The sequence below is a fragment of the Coriobacteriia bacterium genome, from assembly GCA_030652115.1.
Classification (GTDB): domain Bacteria; phylum Actinomycetota; class Coriobacteriia; order Anaerosomatales; family Anaerosomataceae; genus UBA6100.
Window position 1 is genome coordinate 184,321 of sequence record JAUSBK010000007.1, and the last position, 15,439, is coordinate 199,759.

The window sequence follows — 15,439 nt, forward strand, 5'->3', positions numbered from 1 at the left end:
CGACGAGAACGCGCAGTAGATCACTTCGGAAGAGGCGCCAAAGTCGCCGTCACTTGCTACCGATAATGTTGTTGACAGGTTGCTAGCAGGTTGCTAGAATCGCAGCACGGCAACAGCGATGACCGTTTGGAGGCCGAGATGACTGAGTTCGTGAATGTGCCAGTACCTGCTGACCGCGTCCAGGATGTCTACGAGTTCCTGGCGAAGACGAAGAGGGCTGCATTCAACAACCCTGACTGGGATGAGGAACAGGCCAAGTCGTATGCGAGGCCACCGTATCAGTGGGATGAGGAGTTGGTTGGGCGGATGGTCCAGGAGTCGTCGGAGAAGATGCGGTCGATCCTGCGTTCGCTGGCCGCTGATGGGGTAGGGCGGGATCCCCAGTCGGTGGACGACATCGCGAAGCTGACAGGGTTGGAGCGCGCTCAGGTTGTGGCGACTCTTGGGCCGTTCGACAAGAGGGTCAAGGGTCGGTACGGGATGAAGGTCATGCCGTTCGACTCGGTCTCGGATGCAGAGGATGGGCGTCGCTACCTGACGATGCCCGAGGACGTTGCCCAGATGGTTTGGGCAAAGCTCGAAGAGCTTGAAAGCAAGAAGGCACGCTAGAGAGGTACTGACGTCGTGATCTGCAGTAGCGACGGGGTTGGTGATGTCGATTTCGAACAAGAGGAGTGATGCCGCGTGTTGAACAAGGACCGCTGCCGAGAGGTAAGCGGTATCGCAAGAGGCGAAGAGCGCCTAACACCATTCAATTGTGCCGCTAGAGGCACGGAGAGGATTCATCATGAGCGATACAAGTATTGACTGGGCTGAGAAGTCTTGGAATCCAGTCACAGGATGCACGAAGAAGTCTGAAGGATGCGATCACTGCTATGCCGAGCGCATGGCGAAGCGGCTGCAGAACATGGGGCAAGCGCGCTACGTGAACGGCTTTCAGGTAACCATGCACGAGTCAGTCCTCACCGAACCTGAGGGCTGGGCCAAACCAAGCAAGATATTCGTCTGCTCAATGTCAGATCTATTCCACGAGTACGTGACCGACGATTTCATCAAGCGTGTGTTCGAGAAGATGAACCAGCTCGAACGGCATACGTTCCTCGTTCTGACGAAGCGACCTGAACGCTTGGCCGCTCTTGCGTCGGAGCTTCAGTTCACCGCCAACATCTGGGTTGGTGTGACGGTTGAGCATCCCCACTACATCAGCAGGATCGATGTGCTTCGCACGATACCTGCGGCAAAGCGATGGATCTCGTGCGAGCCGTTGCTGGAGTCGCTTGCTGACACGGACTTCACAGGCATCGACTGGATTGTGGTTGGTGGTGAGTCAGGTCCTGGCGCTCGTCCAATGGATCCAGACTGGGCACGCGAGCTGGATATGCAGTGCGAGTGGGAGGGCATCGCTTTCTTCTACAAGCAGCAGGGCGCCAAGGTGGGTAAGGGTTCGAAGCTGCTGGATGGCGTGGAAAGACATCAGTACCCCGATCAAGAGGTGGGCGGGTCGGAATCTGATGCAGGTAACGACGGTGAGTGGATTGGCGGGATGCGGAGGGTGAAGGTTGACCACATACCGCCTCTGGAGCCTGGCGGCTACATGACCGAGTGGGATGAAGAGGGCAACGAGGTCAGCCACCTGCTGCTGGAGAAGGGACTGGCGGCGAGAACAATCGTCAGCCCACAGGGCGAGACCGTGAGCGTCGACGTGGTTGAGGTGTCTGAGTGCTTCGGTGAGATCACGGCCCTGGACTATGACGGGCCGTCAGGCGAAGCAGCGTAGCCTCTGCTCAGCAACACTGGAGAGGCTCTCCTCACTCGATGAGGGGGGCCTCTTCTCGTCTGTGAAGCCAATAGGGTCGCGGAATCCGAGCCAAGTATTGAAAGGGGGTACAGGTAGTTGCTCAGTTGTGTTGGTCGGGATTGGCGCCCGGTACCCGTCAGGTGCTGTTGGTGGAGGGTCTCACACAAGAAAGGTAGGTGTTGCCGCGTTCTGTTGATCCTGCCCGTCCACGAAGGAGGTGATGCTGTCGGAATAGGGTCACTACAGTGCCCCTGAGGGGCCACACAAGGCCGTCTGAGGCCACGTTCTATCCGTTGCGCCGTCCAAGTGGGCGGTGTTTTGCGTTTCTTGCGCAAGAGAGGAGATCCATCATGGTTACTCCGTTCGAGAAGCTGCTCGCCCATGAGCAGCAGGTCGCACTGGTGAGTGTCTTGGTTGCCCGCATGTCGGAGGCTGGGATCCTGAGCGAGGATGCTGCCGGCATGCAGCCGTCGGAGATTGCAGCGCTCGTCATGGATAGTGCCGCCGCAGAAGGGTCTGGTTCCGACGCCATCCGTAAGGCGCTGGTCTTCAAGGTGGCAGAGATAGTGGAGTCGGTCACCAACATGGTGAGGGGTGCCGCCGTGAAGTCAGCTCCAGCAGCCAGGAAGGCAGGCAAGGTCACTGCTGATGTCGCAGCAGCTGCAGGTAAGTTCGTCTTTCGGACCACCAGCGAGGCCGTCCGCAGGATGAGTCCTGTCTATGGGCCGCCTTGCCCAAGGTGCAGTGCCCCGACCGTCATCAGGCGGAACAAGAAGACGCACGTTCCGTTTGCAGCGTGCGACGCCTGGAGGGACACGGGCTGCAACTTCACCGCTGGCGTTACCTTCACCGACGACTAGGGTCCAGTCGTAAGCCGCAACTCAAGACTTCGTGCGAATGTCTGGCACGGCAGGCAGAACTGGTGTCCGCGCACTCGTCGGATCAAGTCGATCAGTGCGTCGTTGCACGTGGCATCCAAGACGAGGATCGCAGGGCATTGGCCGTCCATGGCACGGCATGGGCAGTAGCGTGTTCGAGGAGCGAGGAGGCCACGCAGCCGATCCCAGACTGCGTGGCTTCTGCTCTTGATGCTACTCAGGTGCATTGCCCAGCATCAGCATGTCGATCTGCGACACCGGGTTAACGGCTATGTAGCGCCATGCCACCGCGATTCCAAGAATCGCGCTCAGGACTTCGACCACCGGCTTGATCTTCCGGTAGCTCATGCCTTCCGAGTGAAGCGTGTCGATGAAGCTGCGGACCGCAGCAGCGTCGAGCTTGGCGAGTGTGGTTGCCCCCAGATGAAGGCTGATGGTCGACGTGAACGCCCGTCGGTAGGTGGCGACGGTGTCCCGCGTCAGGTTGGGCAGCATGTGGTATTCCATGCACCGATCGTAGAACGCTGAGAGCGTGATTGACTGCGCGTCTTCCGTCCCGAGCTGCATAGCTGTTCGTGCTTCTTCAGCGGCTACCTGGGTCTTGTATGTCTTCCAAGTCACCCCATCGTCATCGGTGATCTTGAGGCCGCTGTTCCGGCCTTTGGCCACGAGTTGTACTTCTAGCATCTTGGTACCTTTCACCAGGGCTTTTCCGACCCTGGCCCTATTGGGTTGCGCCTTGTGCGAACCCTTCTCTCTATAAGTAACGATTGTTCGGAACGATGTTCACTTTTCCGGCGAAGAATGTCGGGAAACGACCGAAGGAGAGCCTGGCTCGAAAGAGCTGGGCTTTCGTGTATCCAGGCACCAATTGGAGGTGGCCACATGTCTGGAGGGAAGCACTATCGAAGCGCGACCACGGTGCTCATCGACGGTGACAAGTTGCGTCGGTTCTGCTGGCTCAATCGCACGCCGCTGTCCCACATCGGTCCGATGATCGGAAGGTGCAGCGGTCTGGCGAGCGTCCTGGCTCGCACGGGTCATATGAGCTACTACACCGCGGACGACATCGCCCGTGAGTTCGGACTGCATGTGGAGGACTTCATACGGCAGATCGCAGCGCCGGAGGAGATGGAACGGCTTCAGGTCAGGTAGGAATCGATGGCATACCCACATGAGAGGGGCCCCGGTCGTACATCAGGCCGGGGCTTCTTCCCGTTCTAGAGGAGGGCACCATGCGTAATCCATCACTCCGGGTCTATCGCCCGTTCGTAGACTCGAACGTGCCGCACTATCACGTGGCGTTGGTCCGAGATGAAAGCACTCCGTATGAGAGCGCAACGATTAACATCAGCGGGCCTGAGGACGTGGCTCATGTGTGCGCGGATCTCAGGGCCGCCGACAGGGAACGGTTCGAGGTATTGCTTCTCACGACGAAGAACAACCTCATCGCCAGGGTGCTGGTCTCAATCGGGTCGCTCAATGCCTCGATCGTGCACCCGAGAGAGGTACTGAAGCCTGCGGTCGTAGCTAACGCCGCGAGTATCGTGCTGGTGCACAACCACCCGTCAGGTGACAGCACTCCTTCTGGAGCCGACACTCAGCTGTGCCGTCGCTTGGTGAAGGCGGCGGATCATGTAGGCATAGAGATTCTGGATTCCGTAGTCATTGGAGGAGGAGACGACGGCAGCGTCTGTTCGATGAGGGATGTGGGGCTGCTGTAACGCGTCTACACGCTGTCCCAGTACTCCGCCGTGTCCGAATCCAGCAACCTGTGGACTAACACCGATCTTCTTCTTGCTAACGCGGTCGCATATCGGCCGATCGCCAGCCCTATCTCAGGTACCGCGTCACTCGAACCGTCGTCGCCAAACGGCGGCTCAACTGCTATCCGAGTGCTCAGTCTGGCCATCTGGAGCGACAGTATCCCTAGGTCGTAGATGATCTGGTCGTACTCGTCTTTGGTTAGCCATGACTTCGAATAGGCGTAACGCTCGGTAGCTGAGGAGATGAACTCACACAAAAGGGTGTGTTCTGCCGGGCACCGACTACCAGCCGCACACTCGTACTGCCTGTAGTACCTAGGGCAGCGGTCCGCATACGCACACTGCGACGGGCCTTTCGACGGGAGCACATCCTCGATCATCACCCCATAGCCCAGGGAGCTGTATCTCGATATTCGCCATGTCTTCGGATCGTCACGCTGTCCCATTGCTACCACCGCTCGGAAATCGAGTGCCTGTGGCCCCCGGTGTACGGGGGAACCACCTCTCATACCTAGAGTAACGGTGGTGGACTGGGTTCTTGCGCGCCTGGGAGAGACCAATTCTGTATCTACAACCAACAAGCATTACCGCAGGTCAGAGGGCATGTATCGACTGAAATAAGCGTACGCTTCATCGAGTACTGGCAGAGTCGATAGTGCCAAGACGACGCCTTCGAGTTCTGGCGTGTATACGACATCGAACCCCCCGACCAGCTGGTCTACGGGGGTGTATGTACTAGGGGGTGAAGTAGAAGGATCCAACAAAAATGGAGGGGTTTGCCGCCGTGCTTCCAGCATGTCGAGCATCCGCAGAGCCACATTGTCTGGGTCGAAACGGCGTGTTCGCATTCCGCTGTTCTCACCGACCAGCACACGGATCGATTTTGCCTGGAAAGCATCGTCAGAGGTGATGTCAATCGAGTAGCGGACCTTGCCGTCCGTGTCCAGCTGTTGATAGCGCTCCACGAGAGCTGCTTGGTAGGCCTCATCGAGACCGACCAGTTCGATGGACTCGCTAGTCTGAGAGTAGCTGGCGGGAATAGTCCGCGCAGCGGACGGATAAGCGATCGGAAGCGAAGCGTACAGGCCACTACCATCGAGGTCATTCACTTCGATGAAGCTAGCGCCTTCGTACGGTGAGCTGGCCTTGATTGCACGCAGTACCTCTACTGAGCCTCTGTCGCCTCGGATGATTCTGCCGTAGACGAGAGCGTCCTGGACGTTCTTGGTAGCGTGAGCGCACCAGACATCCGGCAGTGCCGGCAGGTAGATCGACACCCACACTCTGGTGAGTGGCTCTTCTGGCTTGTCGTTGAAGGCGTTGACGATCGCCCGTCGGTATTCCATCTGGGCGAAGTCAGGGACTGGTCTATCCGAGAACGACGCTGTCGGACGTGCGCCAACCGAAGGCTCGTAGATGACGAGCGACCAGTCTTTCGGGTCGTCGAGTGAGTACCGCTCCAGGATGCTGTTCATCGTAGGGAGTCCAATGCGACAACCCTGTTTTGCCAGGATCGGTACCCTGCAGGTTCCTGCCATCGCGGACGCACCACGAGGATGCTGGCTGCGGTATCCCCATCCTCAAGGTAGCTGATCGTGGTCGGACCGCTTGGTGGTCCGTCGCTTCTGGTCCTGACAGGTATGATGCCCACGAAGCTGAGGTCATGAAGCTCGTGCAACAGGTTGGGCAGGGCGTCACCAGCAGCTGCGCTTGATGCGAACTCCACGCTGGAGACAAGGCGCATGCTGAAGTCGTCGTCGATCTCGATCCTCAGGTGATTAGGATCAACACCGCCGCGAAGCGGTAGGTCGTTGTAGGCGTAGAGTGCCGTCAGCAACCGCCTGACACCGTGGTTACCTAGCTGCTTCCACGGTCCTTCCGTGGCCATCAGTGAGCCAGGCATCCAGAAGTAGGGTCTGTGCTCCGCTTCGAAGTTGTTCATCGTCCTTGGCAGGCTGCTTCTGCGGTACCCGCCTAGCACTCTCTGCGGTAGTAGCATGACGGTCCATCTTGGGATGCCGTCGTCGCGAGGCTCCGCCTCCTGCAAGAAGCCCCTCCTGATCATGGGCCTGTGGAGGCACGTCCGACTGCGGTAGTTGGGTGGGATCCCGACTGCTCGTGCTGCCGCATTGGCTCTGGTCCAGACCCTGCCGTTCGTCGGGTTGGCCCGTGCGTTCATGTAGACGAGGTAGTCCCACTGGTACATGTTGAGCCAGGGGCGGCCGTAGACTCCTGGTCGGGTGACCTCATGCGCTCCATCGACGATGCCACGCTCGACGTAGAATCCGCCCTTGGGATCGGGGACCGCTCTCCTGCCACCACGGGGATAGGAAGAAGAGCGTGACCACTCGGCCACCGCTTGTTGGTTGTAGTCGAGTTGGTCGTTACGAAGTACCCGTACGAGATCCCTCATCAGTGCCTGCCTGTCGAAGGCGTCCTGCGCCAAGACTAGCAGTGGCACAACTCCCCGTCCTCAATTCCAGCTGTAGCTGAAGCCCCTTCCGCGACCTTTGCGTAGCCGTTCGCCTGCAGGATGCATTCCTGCCTAAACGTTTCGAATGGCGGAGCGAGCGGTTTGGGGCTGAAGCGATCCGACTGATGTACCCCGTCCTGATGCTCCAGCTTTGCTGCCTCGTGTTCGAGGTCCGAGCGTTGGGACCCATACATCATTAGGCAGCTGGTTTCGTTCACGTAGCGGCGACACCGCCGCGTCTATTCATTGAGGTCCACCTTCGGGTGGGCCTCTTGTCGTTTGGAGGCAGAAATGGCACTGATCAAGAGAGGCGACAGGTTCCATGCGGTCTTGTACGACGCCAACGGCAAGCAGCGTTGGTTCGCACTGGGTACGGATCGACGAGCCGCGAAGCGGCGTCATGACGAGCTGGTGGTCGAACTCAGGAACGGCGAACGCAGTGAGCCGTCCAAGATGACCTTCAAGGACTACTCGATTCAGTGGCTCCGTGATTACGGGGCGGTCCGTCTCAAGCCCTCCACGTACAGAAGCTACGAGATCTACCTCCGCGTTCACCTGGTTCCGTTCTTCGGGACCACGAGGCTGAAGGACATCACGCCTCACCAGGTCCAGCGCTACGTGTCGTCCAAGGCTGCGACCACGGCACCCAAGGCGATGCGCAATCAGATGGTCGTGATGAAGAAGATGATGTCGACAGCTGTGGACTGGCAGCTTCTTCAGCGCAATCCTGCCGCCACGGTCACCCTTCCTCGGGTACCACAACCTGAGATCGCGTTCCTCACTCCTGCTCAGATGAGGCTGCTGATCGAGGTCACGCCTACCAGCAGGAAGGCGATGATCGCCATGGCTTGTCTTACGGGTATGCGCAAGGGCGAGATCATGGGTCTGAAGTGGGACTGCGTCGACCTGGAGGAACGGGCAATCACGGTCAAGCGATCTGTCTACGCCTGTGTCGTCCAGGAGCCGAAATCCAAGCGGTCCATCCGCGTTCTCCCGATGCCCGATGCTCTGTATGAGCTGCTATCAGTAGAAGCGGAGACTGACGGTCCAACCCCGACTCACTTTGTGTTCAGCGGCACTGAGGATCCGATCGCCAACACGCTACCCAACAAGGTGCTCAATCGTGCGCTCAAGAAGGGGAAGCTCCCGACGGTCACGTTCCACGGACTGAGACATTCGTTCGTGGCTGCTCACATCGCGGCTGGCACTCCGCTGAAGGCGATTCAGGATATGGCTGGCCACGCATCCATTACGACCACGATGGATAGATATGGCCACCTGCTGCCCCAGGCGAAAGCTGAGGCAGCCAAGGCGATACAGGACGCCGTTTTCGGTGACGGATAGACTGCCGTGGACTCACGGTAGCTTCAGTCTCGTTTTGTATGGAGATCTGCTATCCCAGACATCTAATACAACGTCTAATGTACGGCTGGCAGAACGCGCTTTGAGTCGGACATCCCGAATCGAATAACCGCAGTTCCGAGGCGACGTCCGACGACTTTGCGAGCCGTTCGCGAGCGTTGAGGGCCTAGTGTCCGCAAGGACGTGCGAGTTCAACTCTCGCCTCGGACACCAGTGACTAGCAGGGCTTTCTCCCGAGAGGGAGGAAGCCCTGTTTCATTGGCGCGGGCTTCATCGTACGATACCGATGCGAACTCGGTTTGCGGTGCCGGGCGATCGAATGTGCGTTGATGACCGGCGAGGTTCTGGCTCGCAATGCGGCGAAGCCCCGCGATTCCCGGTCGCTCTGTGTCTCTTGCGCGATGCCGAAACATGCAGTCGAGCGTGTCGGGCGAGTCTCATCCACGTGCGATACAGGCGGGTACAACAGCATGAACGTGCTTGGGATCAACTACTTCTACCACGACTCTACGGCCTGCCTGGTGATAGACGGGCGCATTGCGGTCGCCATCGAAGAAGAGCGGCTCACCCGCGACAAGCACACGACCAAGTTTCCGCGAAAGGCGATCGCTCGCTGCCTGTCAGAGGCCGGACTCTCGCCGGCCGACATCGATGCGATCGCCGTCTCGATCAAGCCGTTCAAGGACTGGTCGGCCAAGGTCGCCTACGGACTCGCTCGTCCGCGCAGCCTGAAGCCCTTCGCGATGAACGAGGTCGCCGGCGGCGGGCTGAAGCAGTACCACCTGCGCAACTGGTATCGCGAGACGTGGCCCGAAGGCGGCCCGCAGATCCATTACGTGCCGCATCACACCGCACACGCGGTCGGAACGTTCCTGGTCTCGCCGTACGAGTCCGCCGCCATTCTCAGTCTCGACGGAGCGGGCGAGTGGGCGACGTCGTTTCTTGGCGAGGGTACGGGGACGAGCGTGACGCGGCTGGCCGAGAGCTTCTTCCCGAACTCGATGGGTGTCTTCTACGAGGCGCCGACCGAGTTCTGTGGCTTCAAGGCGAACTATGACGAGGGGAAGACGATGGGGCTTGCCCCGTTCGGCGACCCCGAGGTCTATCGCGAGGTCGTGGACCGGATGGTCACCGTCCGGTCTGACGGGACCATGCTCCTCGACACGTCCTACTTCGGCTTCCACGGCACCCCCCGGTGCGCGCCCAAGTTCACGGCCGCGTTCGGCAGCGGCAGGAACGGCGACGGGTTCGAGGCGAACCACCTGAACGTGGCAGCAGCATTCCAGGCGGTGCTCGAAGACAAGGCGCTGGAGCTGTGCGCGGTCCTGCGCGAGAAGACGCAGAGCCGCAACCTGATCATCGCCGGAGGCGTCGCGCTCAACAGCGTCATGAACGGCCGGATCGTGCGAGAGGCCGGATTCGACGACATCTACGTCATGCCTGCGGCCGGCGACAACGGGACCGCGATCGGCGCGGCGATGTACGTCTACAACGTTGTCCTCGGTCAGCCGAGGGTCTCCGTGCACGACGATCCGTACCTGGGCACATCGTATTCGGACGAGTACATCGACGGCGTGATCCGCGCCGCGAAGCTCGTCGCGGAGCGACACGACGACATCGCGTCGACCGTGGCACGCCTGCTGGCCGATGGCCGGATCGTGGGCTGGTTCCAGGGTCGGATGGAGATCGGTCCGAGGGCGCTCGGTAATCGGAGCATCCTGGCGAACCCGACGCTCCCCGGCATGAAGGACAAGGTGAATGCGGAGGTCAAGCACCGCGAGGCCTTTCGGCCGTTCGCCCCATCCGTGCAGGTCGAGGCCACGGGCACGTACTTCGACGTGATCGGGGAGAGCCCATTCATGCTCAAGGTATGTCCGGTGCGACCCGAGATGTGCGACCGGCTGCCCGCCATCACGCACGTCGACGGTTCGGCGCGGCTGCACACCGTGAGCCGGGATACGAACCCCCTCTTCTATGACCTCATCGGGAAGTTCGGAGACCTGACCGGCACGCCGGTCGTGCTCAACACGAGCTTCAATATCATGGGGGAGCCGATCGTCGAGTCACCCGAACAGGCGATGCGGTGCTTCTTCACAACCGGCATCGACGCGCTGGCAATGGGGTCCTACCTGATCACAAAGGACTCCGGCGCTTCGTAGGGGCGGTTCGCCGCTTGCCCGCGCCGTGTGACCGAATCACCCCGCGACCTCCCATCGGAATGCGGTCACCCCCTGTCACTCGGCTGCCGATACCACCTGCGTAGGAGTGGAATCCGGACAGGAGATGCTGCATGCGACGAACTAGCCTGATCTGGGCCCTGCTCACCGTGACGCTACTGATGGTGGCGGTCCCGTCTGCCTCGGCGGTCGCACTTGAGCCGGTCTACCGCTTCTACAACGTCACCAACGGGACTCACTTCTTCACATGCTCGGCCGAGGAGCGCGACACGGTCATCGCGCGCTGGCCGAAGGTCTTCAACTACGAGGGCGTCGCCTATGGCGTCGACCCGGCGAGCGACACGGAGCAGCTCTACCGCTTCTACAACCGTGTGAGCGGAAGCCACTTCTACACGCCGAGCGCCGAAGAAGCCGATATGGTCGTTGCGACGTGGTCGGATAGGTTCAGCTACGAAGGCCGGGCGTACGGCGTGTCGCCGGCGGCCAGCCCCGACTCCGACCCGGTCTACCGCTTCTACAACCGGCGTACCGGGAGCCACTTCTACACGGCCTCGCCGGTCGAGCGCGACACGGTTGCTGCGCGCTGGGGGGCTATCTACCAGTACGATGGCGTCGCGTTTTACGTTGCTGACTCGGGTGCCGCGCCGAACCCCCTCGGCATGGTGTTCCCGGTCCTCGGGCCGAACAACTACACGAGCACGTTCGGCGCGCCGCGTTCGGGCGGCCGCACACATGAAGGCTGCGACATCATGGCGGCGGCGGGCACTCCGGTGATCGCAACGCTGCCGGGTACCGTGATCGCCCGCGAGAGTACGCTCGGCGGCCTTACGATCTGGCTTACCTCGGAAAGCGGCTGGAAGTTCTACTACGCCCACCTGAGCGGGTACGCCGTGACCGAAGGGCCGGTCGCTGCCGGGCAGGTGATCGGGTACGTCGGGAGCACGGGCAACGCGACTACGCCGCACCTGCATTTCGAGATCCATCCTGATGGTGGCGCCGCGGTCGACCCTTACCCGTACCTCATCCAGATGCAGTAACGCCCGCCTCATGGCGCGATGTGAAGCCAGGGCGCACGGAGCCTGAGCGTTCCCGTACAATCTCACACTAGGAACCGCGTGAGAGAGGGGAACGCCCGTGGAGCGTCGCAGGATCCTGGCCGCACTCGTCGTCGTGATCGTCGCGATGCTGCTCATGGGGTGCGCGCTCCTTGACGAGTTCGCCAGCGGTATCGCCAAGGAGGATCCCGAGTCTGCCGAGCCCGAAGCGTCCGCGCCAGCGGCCCCGGGGCAGCAGGGCGAGGATGCCGAGGCTGACATCGCGGGGCGGTGGGCGGGCTCGCTCACCTTCAGTGACTTCGAGATACTCGTGGGCGACGAGCAGACGGAACTGGCCTTTGCCAATGAGATCGCCGGGACGATGGACAAGCCCTACTCGATCATCATCGACATGCAGCCAGCGCAGGAAACCGCCACCATCAACTTCGACGGGTCACTCGTCATTCCCGGCGCGATGTCGCGCACCGGCGACTCCGTGACGTTCGAGTTCCGTCAGGCCGGGACGGGTTCGCTCGAAGCCGGCGTCGCCACGCTGCCTGTCACATTCACGCTCACCGGGCAGATCGCTGACGGCCCTGAGCCGACGATGAGCGGCGACGTCCGCTACGACGTCTCTACGATGGACGGTGCTCCCGGTTGGGTGCAGATGGGCACCTGGAGCCTCGAACGCTACTAGCGGGCGCCTCACGCGGCGGGCAGCGGCCCGCTCAGCGGTATACTCGTCGGACCGACCAGTCACGGGGGTGTGCGTGCTCCAGTTCGCCCACATAGCGCTCGGCACGGGCGGCGGCCTGACCTGCACCCGCTGCGCACCAACGCCAGACGCAGGGTACCTGCCCGCAGCCGAGGTCATCGCGCGCATCCAGGCGGTCGCCGACGGCTGGACCGATGGGCCGGGTCCCAACATCGTCCTCGGCGGACCGGAGCCTTTCGCACATCCGGAGCTCCCTGCGCTTGTCGCCGTGTGCGTCGAGGCCGGGGTCCAGCGAATCATGCTCGAGACCGACGGAGGCGCACTCTCCGTTCCTGCGAACGCCGGAGGCGTGATCCGAGCGGGCGTACGGCACCTGCGCGTGCGACTGCTCGATGCCGATGAGGTGCGCGGCGATGAGCTGAGCGGGCTTGCCGGCAGGACGCGCGACGCGCTTGCGGGCGTCGACACCTACCGCACGGCGGCCGAGGAGGTCGGCGCTCGCGTGCTCGTGACCGCTCTCGTCCCGGTCTGCGAGCACAATCTCGAGTCGCTGCCCGCTACGGTGCTCGCGCTGGCGTCGCACGGGTTCGACGGACTGCGGCTCGTGCCGGGCGGCGAGCTGCCGGCCTCGGCCATCGCTGTCATCGCTGCGGCATGCGACACCGGCATGGTCAACCAATTGTGGGTGGAGGCCGACCCTGCGCTCCCGCTCCCGCCGACACACGCGCTCCATGCGGTGGCCGAGGCGGTGCGCCGTGGCTGAGCCGCTCAAGGTCGCTCTCCTCGCCATGAACGCACCGGGCTACCAGTCGCTTGCGATCGCGTACCTCCGCGCGTTTGCCGAGGCCGACCCGCGTCTGACTGGGCGCGTCGCGTTTCAATCGCTCGATCTCTCCTCGGCCGACGATCCATGGTGGGTGGCGTACCGCATCATCGCAATGGAACCCGACGTGCTGGGCGCCTCGGTTCTCTGCTGGAACGCGCGGGCGGTCTACGACGTGTGTCGCATCGTGCGGGAGGCGCTGCCCGGCATCACGATCGTCCTCGGCGGGCCCGAGGTGGGACCGATCGCAGGCGACGTGCTCCGCGAGCACGGGTCCGTGGACGCGGTCGTGCGCGGGGAGGGGGAGGCTGCGTTCGCCGACGTCCTTGACCTCCTGCGGCGCGACAAGCCGCTCACACGTGCCGACGGCGTCACTGCGCGCGATGGGGCAGGGGAGCCACAGGATGCGCCGGATCGGCCTTTGATCGCGGACCTGGACTCGATCCCCTCGCCATACCTGAGCGGCGTGCTGCAGCCGAGGGAGGGCACGGCCTACATCGAGGGCTACCGCGGTTGTCCGCATCGCTGCGGCTACTGTTTCGAGGGCAAGGGTTATGGGCGCATACGATCGTTCAGTCAGTCGCGCGTTGAGGCCGAGATCGCGTACCTTGCAAGCGAGCGCGACGTGCCCGCCTTCTCGTTCATCGACCCCGTCTTCAACCTCACGACCGAGCGCCTTCAGTGGTTGAGCGACGCGCTCGCTCCACACACCGCCCGGGGTCTCATCCTGCATACCGTTGAGGTGGACATCGAGCGCATCGATGACGCCGGCGCAGCGCTTCTCGCGCGCGCGGGCGTAGTCTCGGTGGAGACCGGCCCGCAGAGCGTCGGCGCAGCAGCCCTTGCCGAGTGCCATCGCGGCTTCGACCGCGAGCGCTTCGTCGCGGGCGTGGAGGCGCTCAAGCGTCATGGCATCAGTGTCGAGTGCGACCTGATCGTGGGGCTTCCCGGCGACACGGTGGGCGACTTCCTCGAGGGCCTCGCGTTCTGCATCTCGCTCGATCCGGGCAAGGTCCAGACCTCCACGTTGCACGTCTTGCCGGGCACGGACCTCTATCAGCGTGCCGACGACCTCGGTCTCAGGTTCGATCCGGCCCCGCCGCACGAGATCGTCTCGACCGCCAGCATCGGCTTCACGGACCTCCGTCGCGCCGAGGCGCGCTCGATCTACCTGACCAGGCAGTACGCAGCACGTCTCGAAGGAGCTTCACGTGTCTGAACCCTCCGAAGTGTCCAGGCGCGCCGGGCTGATCAGGCCGTTCATCGTCATGGACGTGGTCGCGCGTGCGCAGGAGCTCGAAGCGCAGGGACGCGACATCGTGCACATGGAGATCGGCGACCCCGACTTCCCGACGCCGCCGGTGATCGTGCGGGCAGCCGAGGCCGCGATGGACGCGGGAGACACCGGCTACACGCAGTCCCTCGGCCTGCCGGACCTGCGCGAGGCCATCACGGCGCACATGCAGTCCTCCTATGGCGTCGCGGTGGACGCCGAGGACATCGTGGTCACGCAGGGCACGTCGCCGGCGATGCTGTTGCTGTTCGGCTCCGTGCTCGACCCGGGTGACGAGGTCGTGCTCGCCGACCCCTGCTATCCCGCCTATCCCAACTACGTCTCGTTCCTCGGCGGCGTTCCGGTGTCCGTGCCCGTACGGGCCGAGGATGGGTTCCGCTTCCGGATCGACGAGGTCGAGCGGGCGATCACGTCCCGCACGCGCGTGATCATGGTGAACTCGCCGTCGAATCCGACGGGCGGCGTGCTCGGCCCACAGGACCTCGAGGCACTCGCCACACTCGCCGACAGGCATGGGCTCTGGCTCGCGAGCGATGAGATCTACCACGGCCTGCAATTCGAGGGGCGTGAACACACCGTTCTCGAGTACACGGACCGTGCGTTTGTGCTGAACGGCTTCTCGAAGGCGTACGCGATGACCGGGTGGCGGCTCGGCTACCTCATCGCGCCGAAGCAGTTCGTGCGGAGCGCCGAGAAGATCCAGCAGAACTTCTTCCTGTGCGCCAACCACTTCGTGCAGGTTGCGGGCACCGCAGCGCTTCTGCACGCGCAGGACGACGTTGCGCGCATGCGTGCGGTCTATGACGAGCGGCGCCGCTATCTCGTGCCGGCACTGCGCGAGATCGGCCTCGGGGTAGCCACCGAGCCGCTCGGCGCCTTCTACGTGTTCGCCGACGCTCGCGCGTGGGGTGCCGACTCGGTCGCCCTTGCCGGACGCCTCCTCGAGGAAGCCGGCGTGGCCGTAGCCCCGGGCATCGATTTTGGCCCGGGAGGCGAGGGCTTCTTGCGCATGAGCTATGCTACATCGATCGAGCGTCTCCGAGAGGGTGTCTCGAGACTCGCCGCTTGGGCCTCATCACGACCGTAGAGGAAGGATATTCTGCCGCTGGGCGGTCTGCC

The 15,439-nt window shown here is 62.4% G+C and carries 16 protein-coding genes; 12 read left to right on the forward strand and 4 right to left on the reverse strand.

Going from position 1 to position 15,439, the window contains the following annotated elements; genetic code table 11:
• The first annotated feature begins 138 nt into the window (after window positions 1-138).
• The 3 genes from Q7W51_04935 to Q7W51_04945 all read left to right on the forward strand — a co-directional run bounded on the left by Q7W51_04935 (window position 139) and on the right by Q7W51_04945 (window position 2,658).
• A complete protein-coding gene (locus Q7W51_04935; protein MDO8847714.1) occupies window positions 139-609 on the forward strand; it encodes a hypothetical protein in 471 nt (156 codons plus the stop codon).
• Window positions 610-787: 178 nt separating this feature from the next.
• Window positions 788-1,777, forward strand: coding sequence for a phage Gp37/Gp68 family protein (locus tag Q7W51_04940; protein MDO8847715.1), 990 nt, complete (start codon window positions 788-790; stop codon window positions 1,775-1,777).
• Window positions 1,778-2,148: 371 nt separating this feature from the next.
• On the forward strand, window positions 2,149-2,658 hold the full coding sequence (locus tag Q7W51_04945) for a hypothetical protein (protein ID MDO8847716.1): 510 nt from the start codon (window positions 2,149-2,151) through the stop codon (window positions 2,656-2,658).
• A 231-nt stretch (window positions 2,659-2,889) separates the two neighbouring features.
• Here Q7W51_04945 and Q7W51_04950 read toward each other — a convergent pair whose 3' ends face one another.
• Window positions 2,890-3,378 carry a hypothetical protein gene (locus Q7W51_04950; GenBank protein MDO8847717.1) on the reverse strand — a complete coding sequence of 163 codons (489 nt, stop codon included), beginning with the start codon at window positions 3,376-3,378 and terminating at the stop codon, window positions 2,890-2,892.
• A 183-nt stretch (window positions 3,379-3,561) separates the two neighbouring features.
• On the opposite strand from Q7W51_04950, the gene Q7W51_04955 reads away from it, so the two are divergent.
• Window positions 3,562-3,831, forward strand: a complete 270-nt coding sequence (locus Q7W51_04955; GenBank protein ID MDO8847718.1) for a hypothetical protein — start codon at window positions 3,562-3,564, stop codon at window positions 3,829-3,831.
• 80 nt (window positions 3,832-3,911) lie between these two features.
• Window positions 3,912-4,400 carry a JAB domain-containing protein gene (locus Q7W51_04960; protein ID MDO8847719.1) on the forward strand — a complete coding sequence of 163 codons (489 nt, stop codon included), beginning with the start codon at window positions 3,912-3,914 and terminating at the stop codon, window positions 4,398-4,400.
• 5 nt (window positions 4,401-4,405) lie between these two features.
• On the opposite strand, the gene Q7W51_04965 is transcribed toward Q7W51_04960, so the two are convergent.
• The 3 genes from Q7W51_04965 to Q7W51_04975 form a co-directional block, all read right to left on the reverse strand.
• Window positions 4,406-4,888, reverse strand: coding sequence for a hypothetical protein (locus Q7W51_04965; protein ID MDO8847720.1), 483 nt, complete (start codon window positions 4,886-4,888; stop codon window positions 4,406-4,408).
• A gap of 138 nt (window positions 4,889-5,026) precedes the next feature.
• A complete protein-coding gene (locus Q7W51_04970; GenBank protein ID MDO8847721.1) occupies window positions 5,027-5,917 on the reverse strand; it encodes a hypothetical protein in 891 nt (296 codons plus the stop codon).
• Window positions 5,914-6,903, reverse strand: coding sequence for a hypothetical protein (locus Q7W51_04975; protein ID MDO8847722.1), 990 nt, complete (start codon window positions 6,901-6,903; stop codon window positions 5,914-5,916). The genes Q7W51_04970 and Q7W51_04975 overlap by 4 nt, the downstream gene beginning before the upstream one ends.
• Before the next feature lie 303 nt (window positions 6,904-7,206).
• Here Q7W51_04975 and Q7W51_04980 point away from each other — a divergent pair, with 303 nt between their 5' ends.
• The 7 genes from Q7W51_04980 to Q7W51_05010 all read left to right on the forward strand — a co-directional run bounded on the left by Q7W51_04980 (window position 7,207) and on the right by Q7W51_05010 (window position 15,407).
• Window positions 7,207-8,259 (forward strand): site-specific integrase, encoded by a 1,053-nt coding sequence (locus Q7W51_04980; protein ID MDO8847723.1) that lies wholly within the window; start codon window positions 7,207-7,209, stop codon window positions 8,257-8,259.
• Window positions 8,260-8,747: 488 nt separating this feature from the next.
• Complete coding sequence (locus Q7W51_04985) at window positions 8,748-10,436, forward strand: carbamoyltransferase C-terminal domain-containing protein (GenBank protein MDO8847724.1); 1,689 nt, start codon at window positions 8,748-8,750, stop codon at window positions 10,434-10,436.
• Window positions 10,437-10,567: 131 nt separating this feature from the next.
• Window positions 10,568-11,491 (forward strand): peptidoglycan DD-metalloendopeptidase family protein, encoded by a 924-nt coding sequence (locus Q7W51_04990; GenBank protein MDO8847725.1) that lies wholly within the window; start codon window positions 10,568-10,570, stop codon window positions 11,489-11,491.
• A 97-nt stretch (window positions 11,492-11,588) separates the two neighbouring features.
• Window positions 11,589-12,185, forward strand: a complete 597-nt coding sequence (locus Q7W51_04995; GenBank protein ID MDO8847726.1) for a hypothetical protein — start codon at window positions 11,589-11,591, stop codon at window positions 12,183-12,185.
• 73 nt (window positions 12,186-12,258) lie between these two features.
• On the forward strand, window positions 12,259-12,966 hold the full coding sequence (locus tag Q7W51_05000; protein ID MDO8847727.1) for a hypothetical protein: 708 nt from the start codon (window positions 12,259-12,261) through the stop codon (window positions 12,964-12,966).
• Complete coding sequence (locus Q7W51_05005) at window positions 12,959-14,245, forward strand: radical SAM protein (GenBank protein MDO8847728.1); 1,287 nt, start codon at window positions 12,959-12,961, stop codon at window positions 14,243-14,245. Before Q7W51_05000 ends, Q7W51_05005 begins: the two co-directional genes overlap by 8 nt.
• Window positions 14,238-15,407 carry a pyridoxal phosphate-dependent aminotransferase gene (locus Q7W51_05010; GenBank protein MDO8847729.1) on the forward strand — a complete coding sequence of 390 codons (1,170 nt, stop codon included), beginning with the start codon at window positions 14,238-14,240 and terminating at the stop codon, window positions 15,405-15,407. Before Q7W51_05005 ends, Q7W51_05010 begins: the two co-directional genes overlap by 8 nt.
• Window positions 15,408-15,439 lie beyond the last annotated feature (32 nt).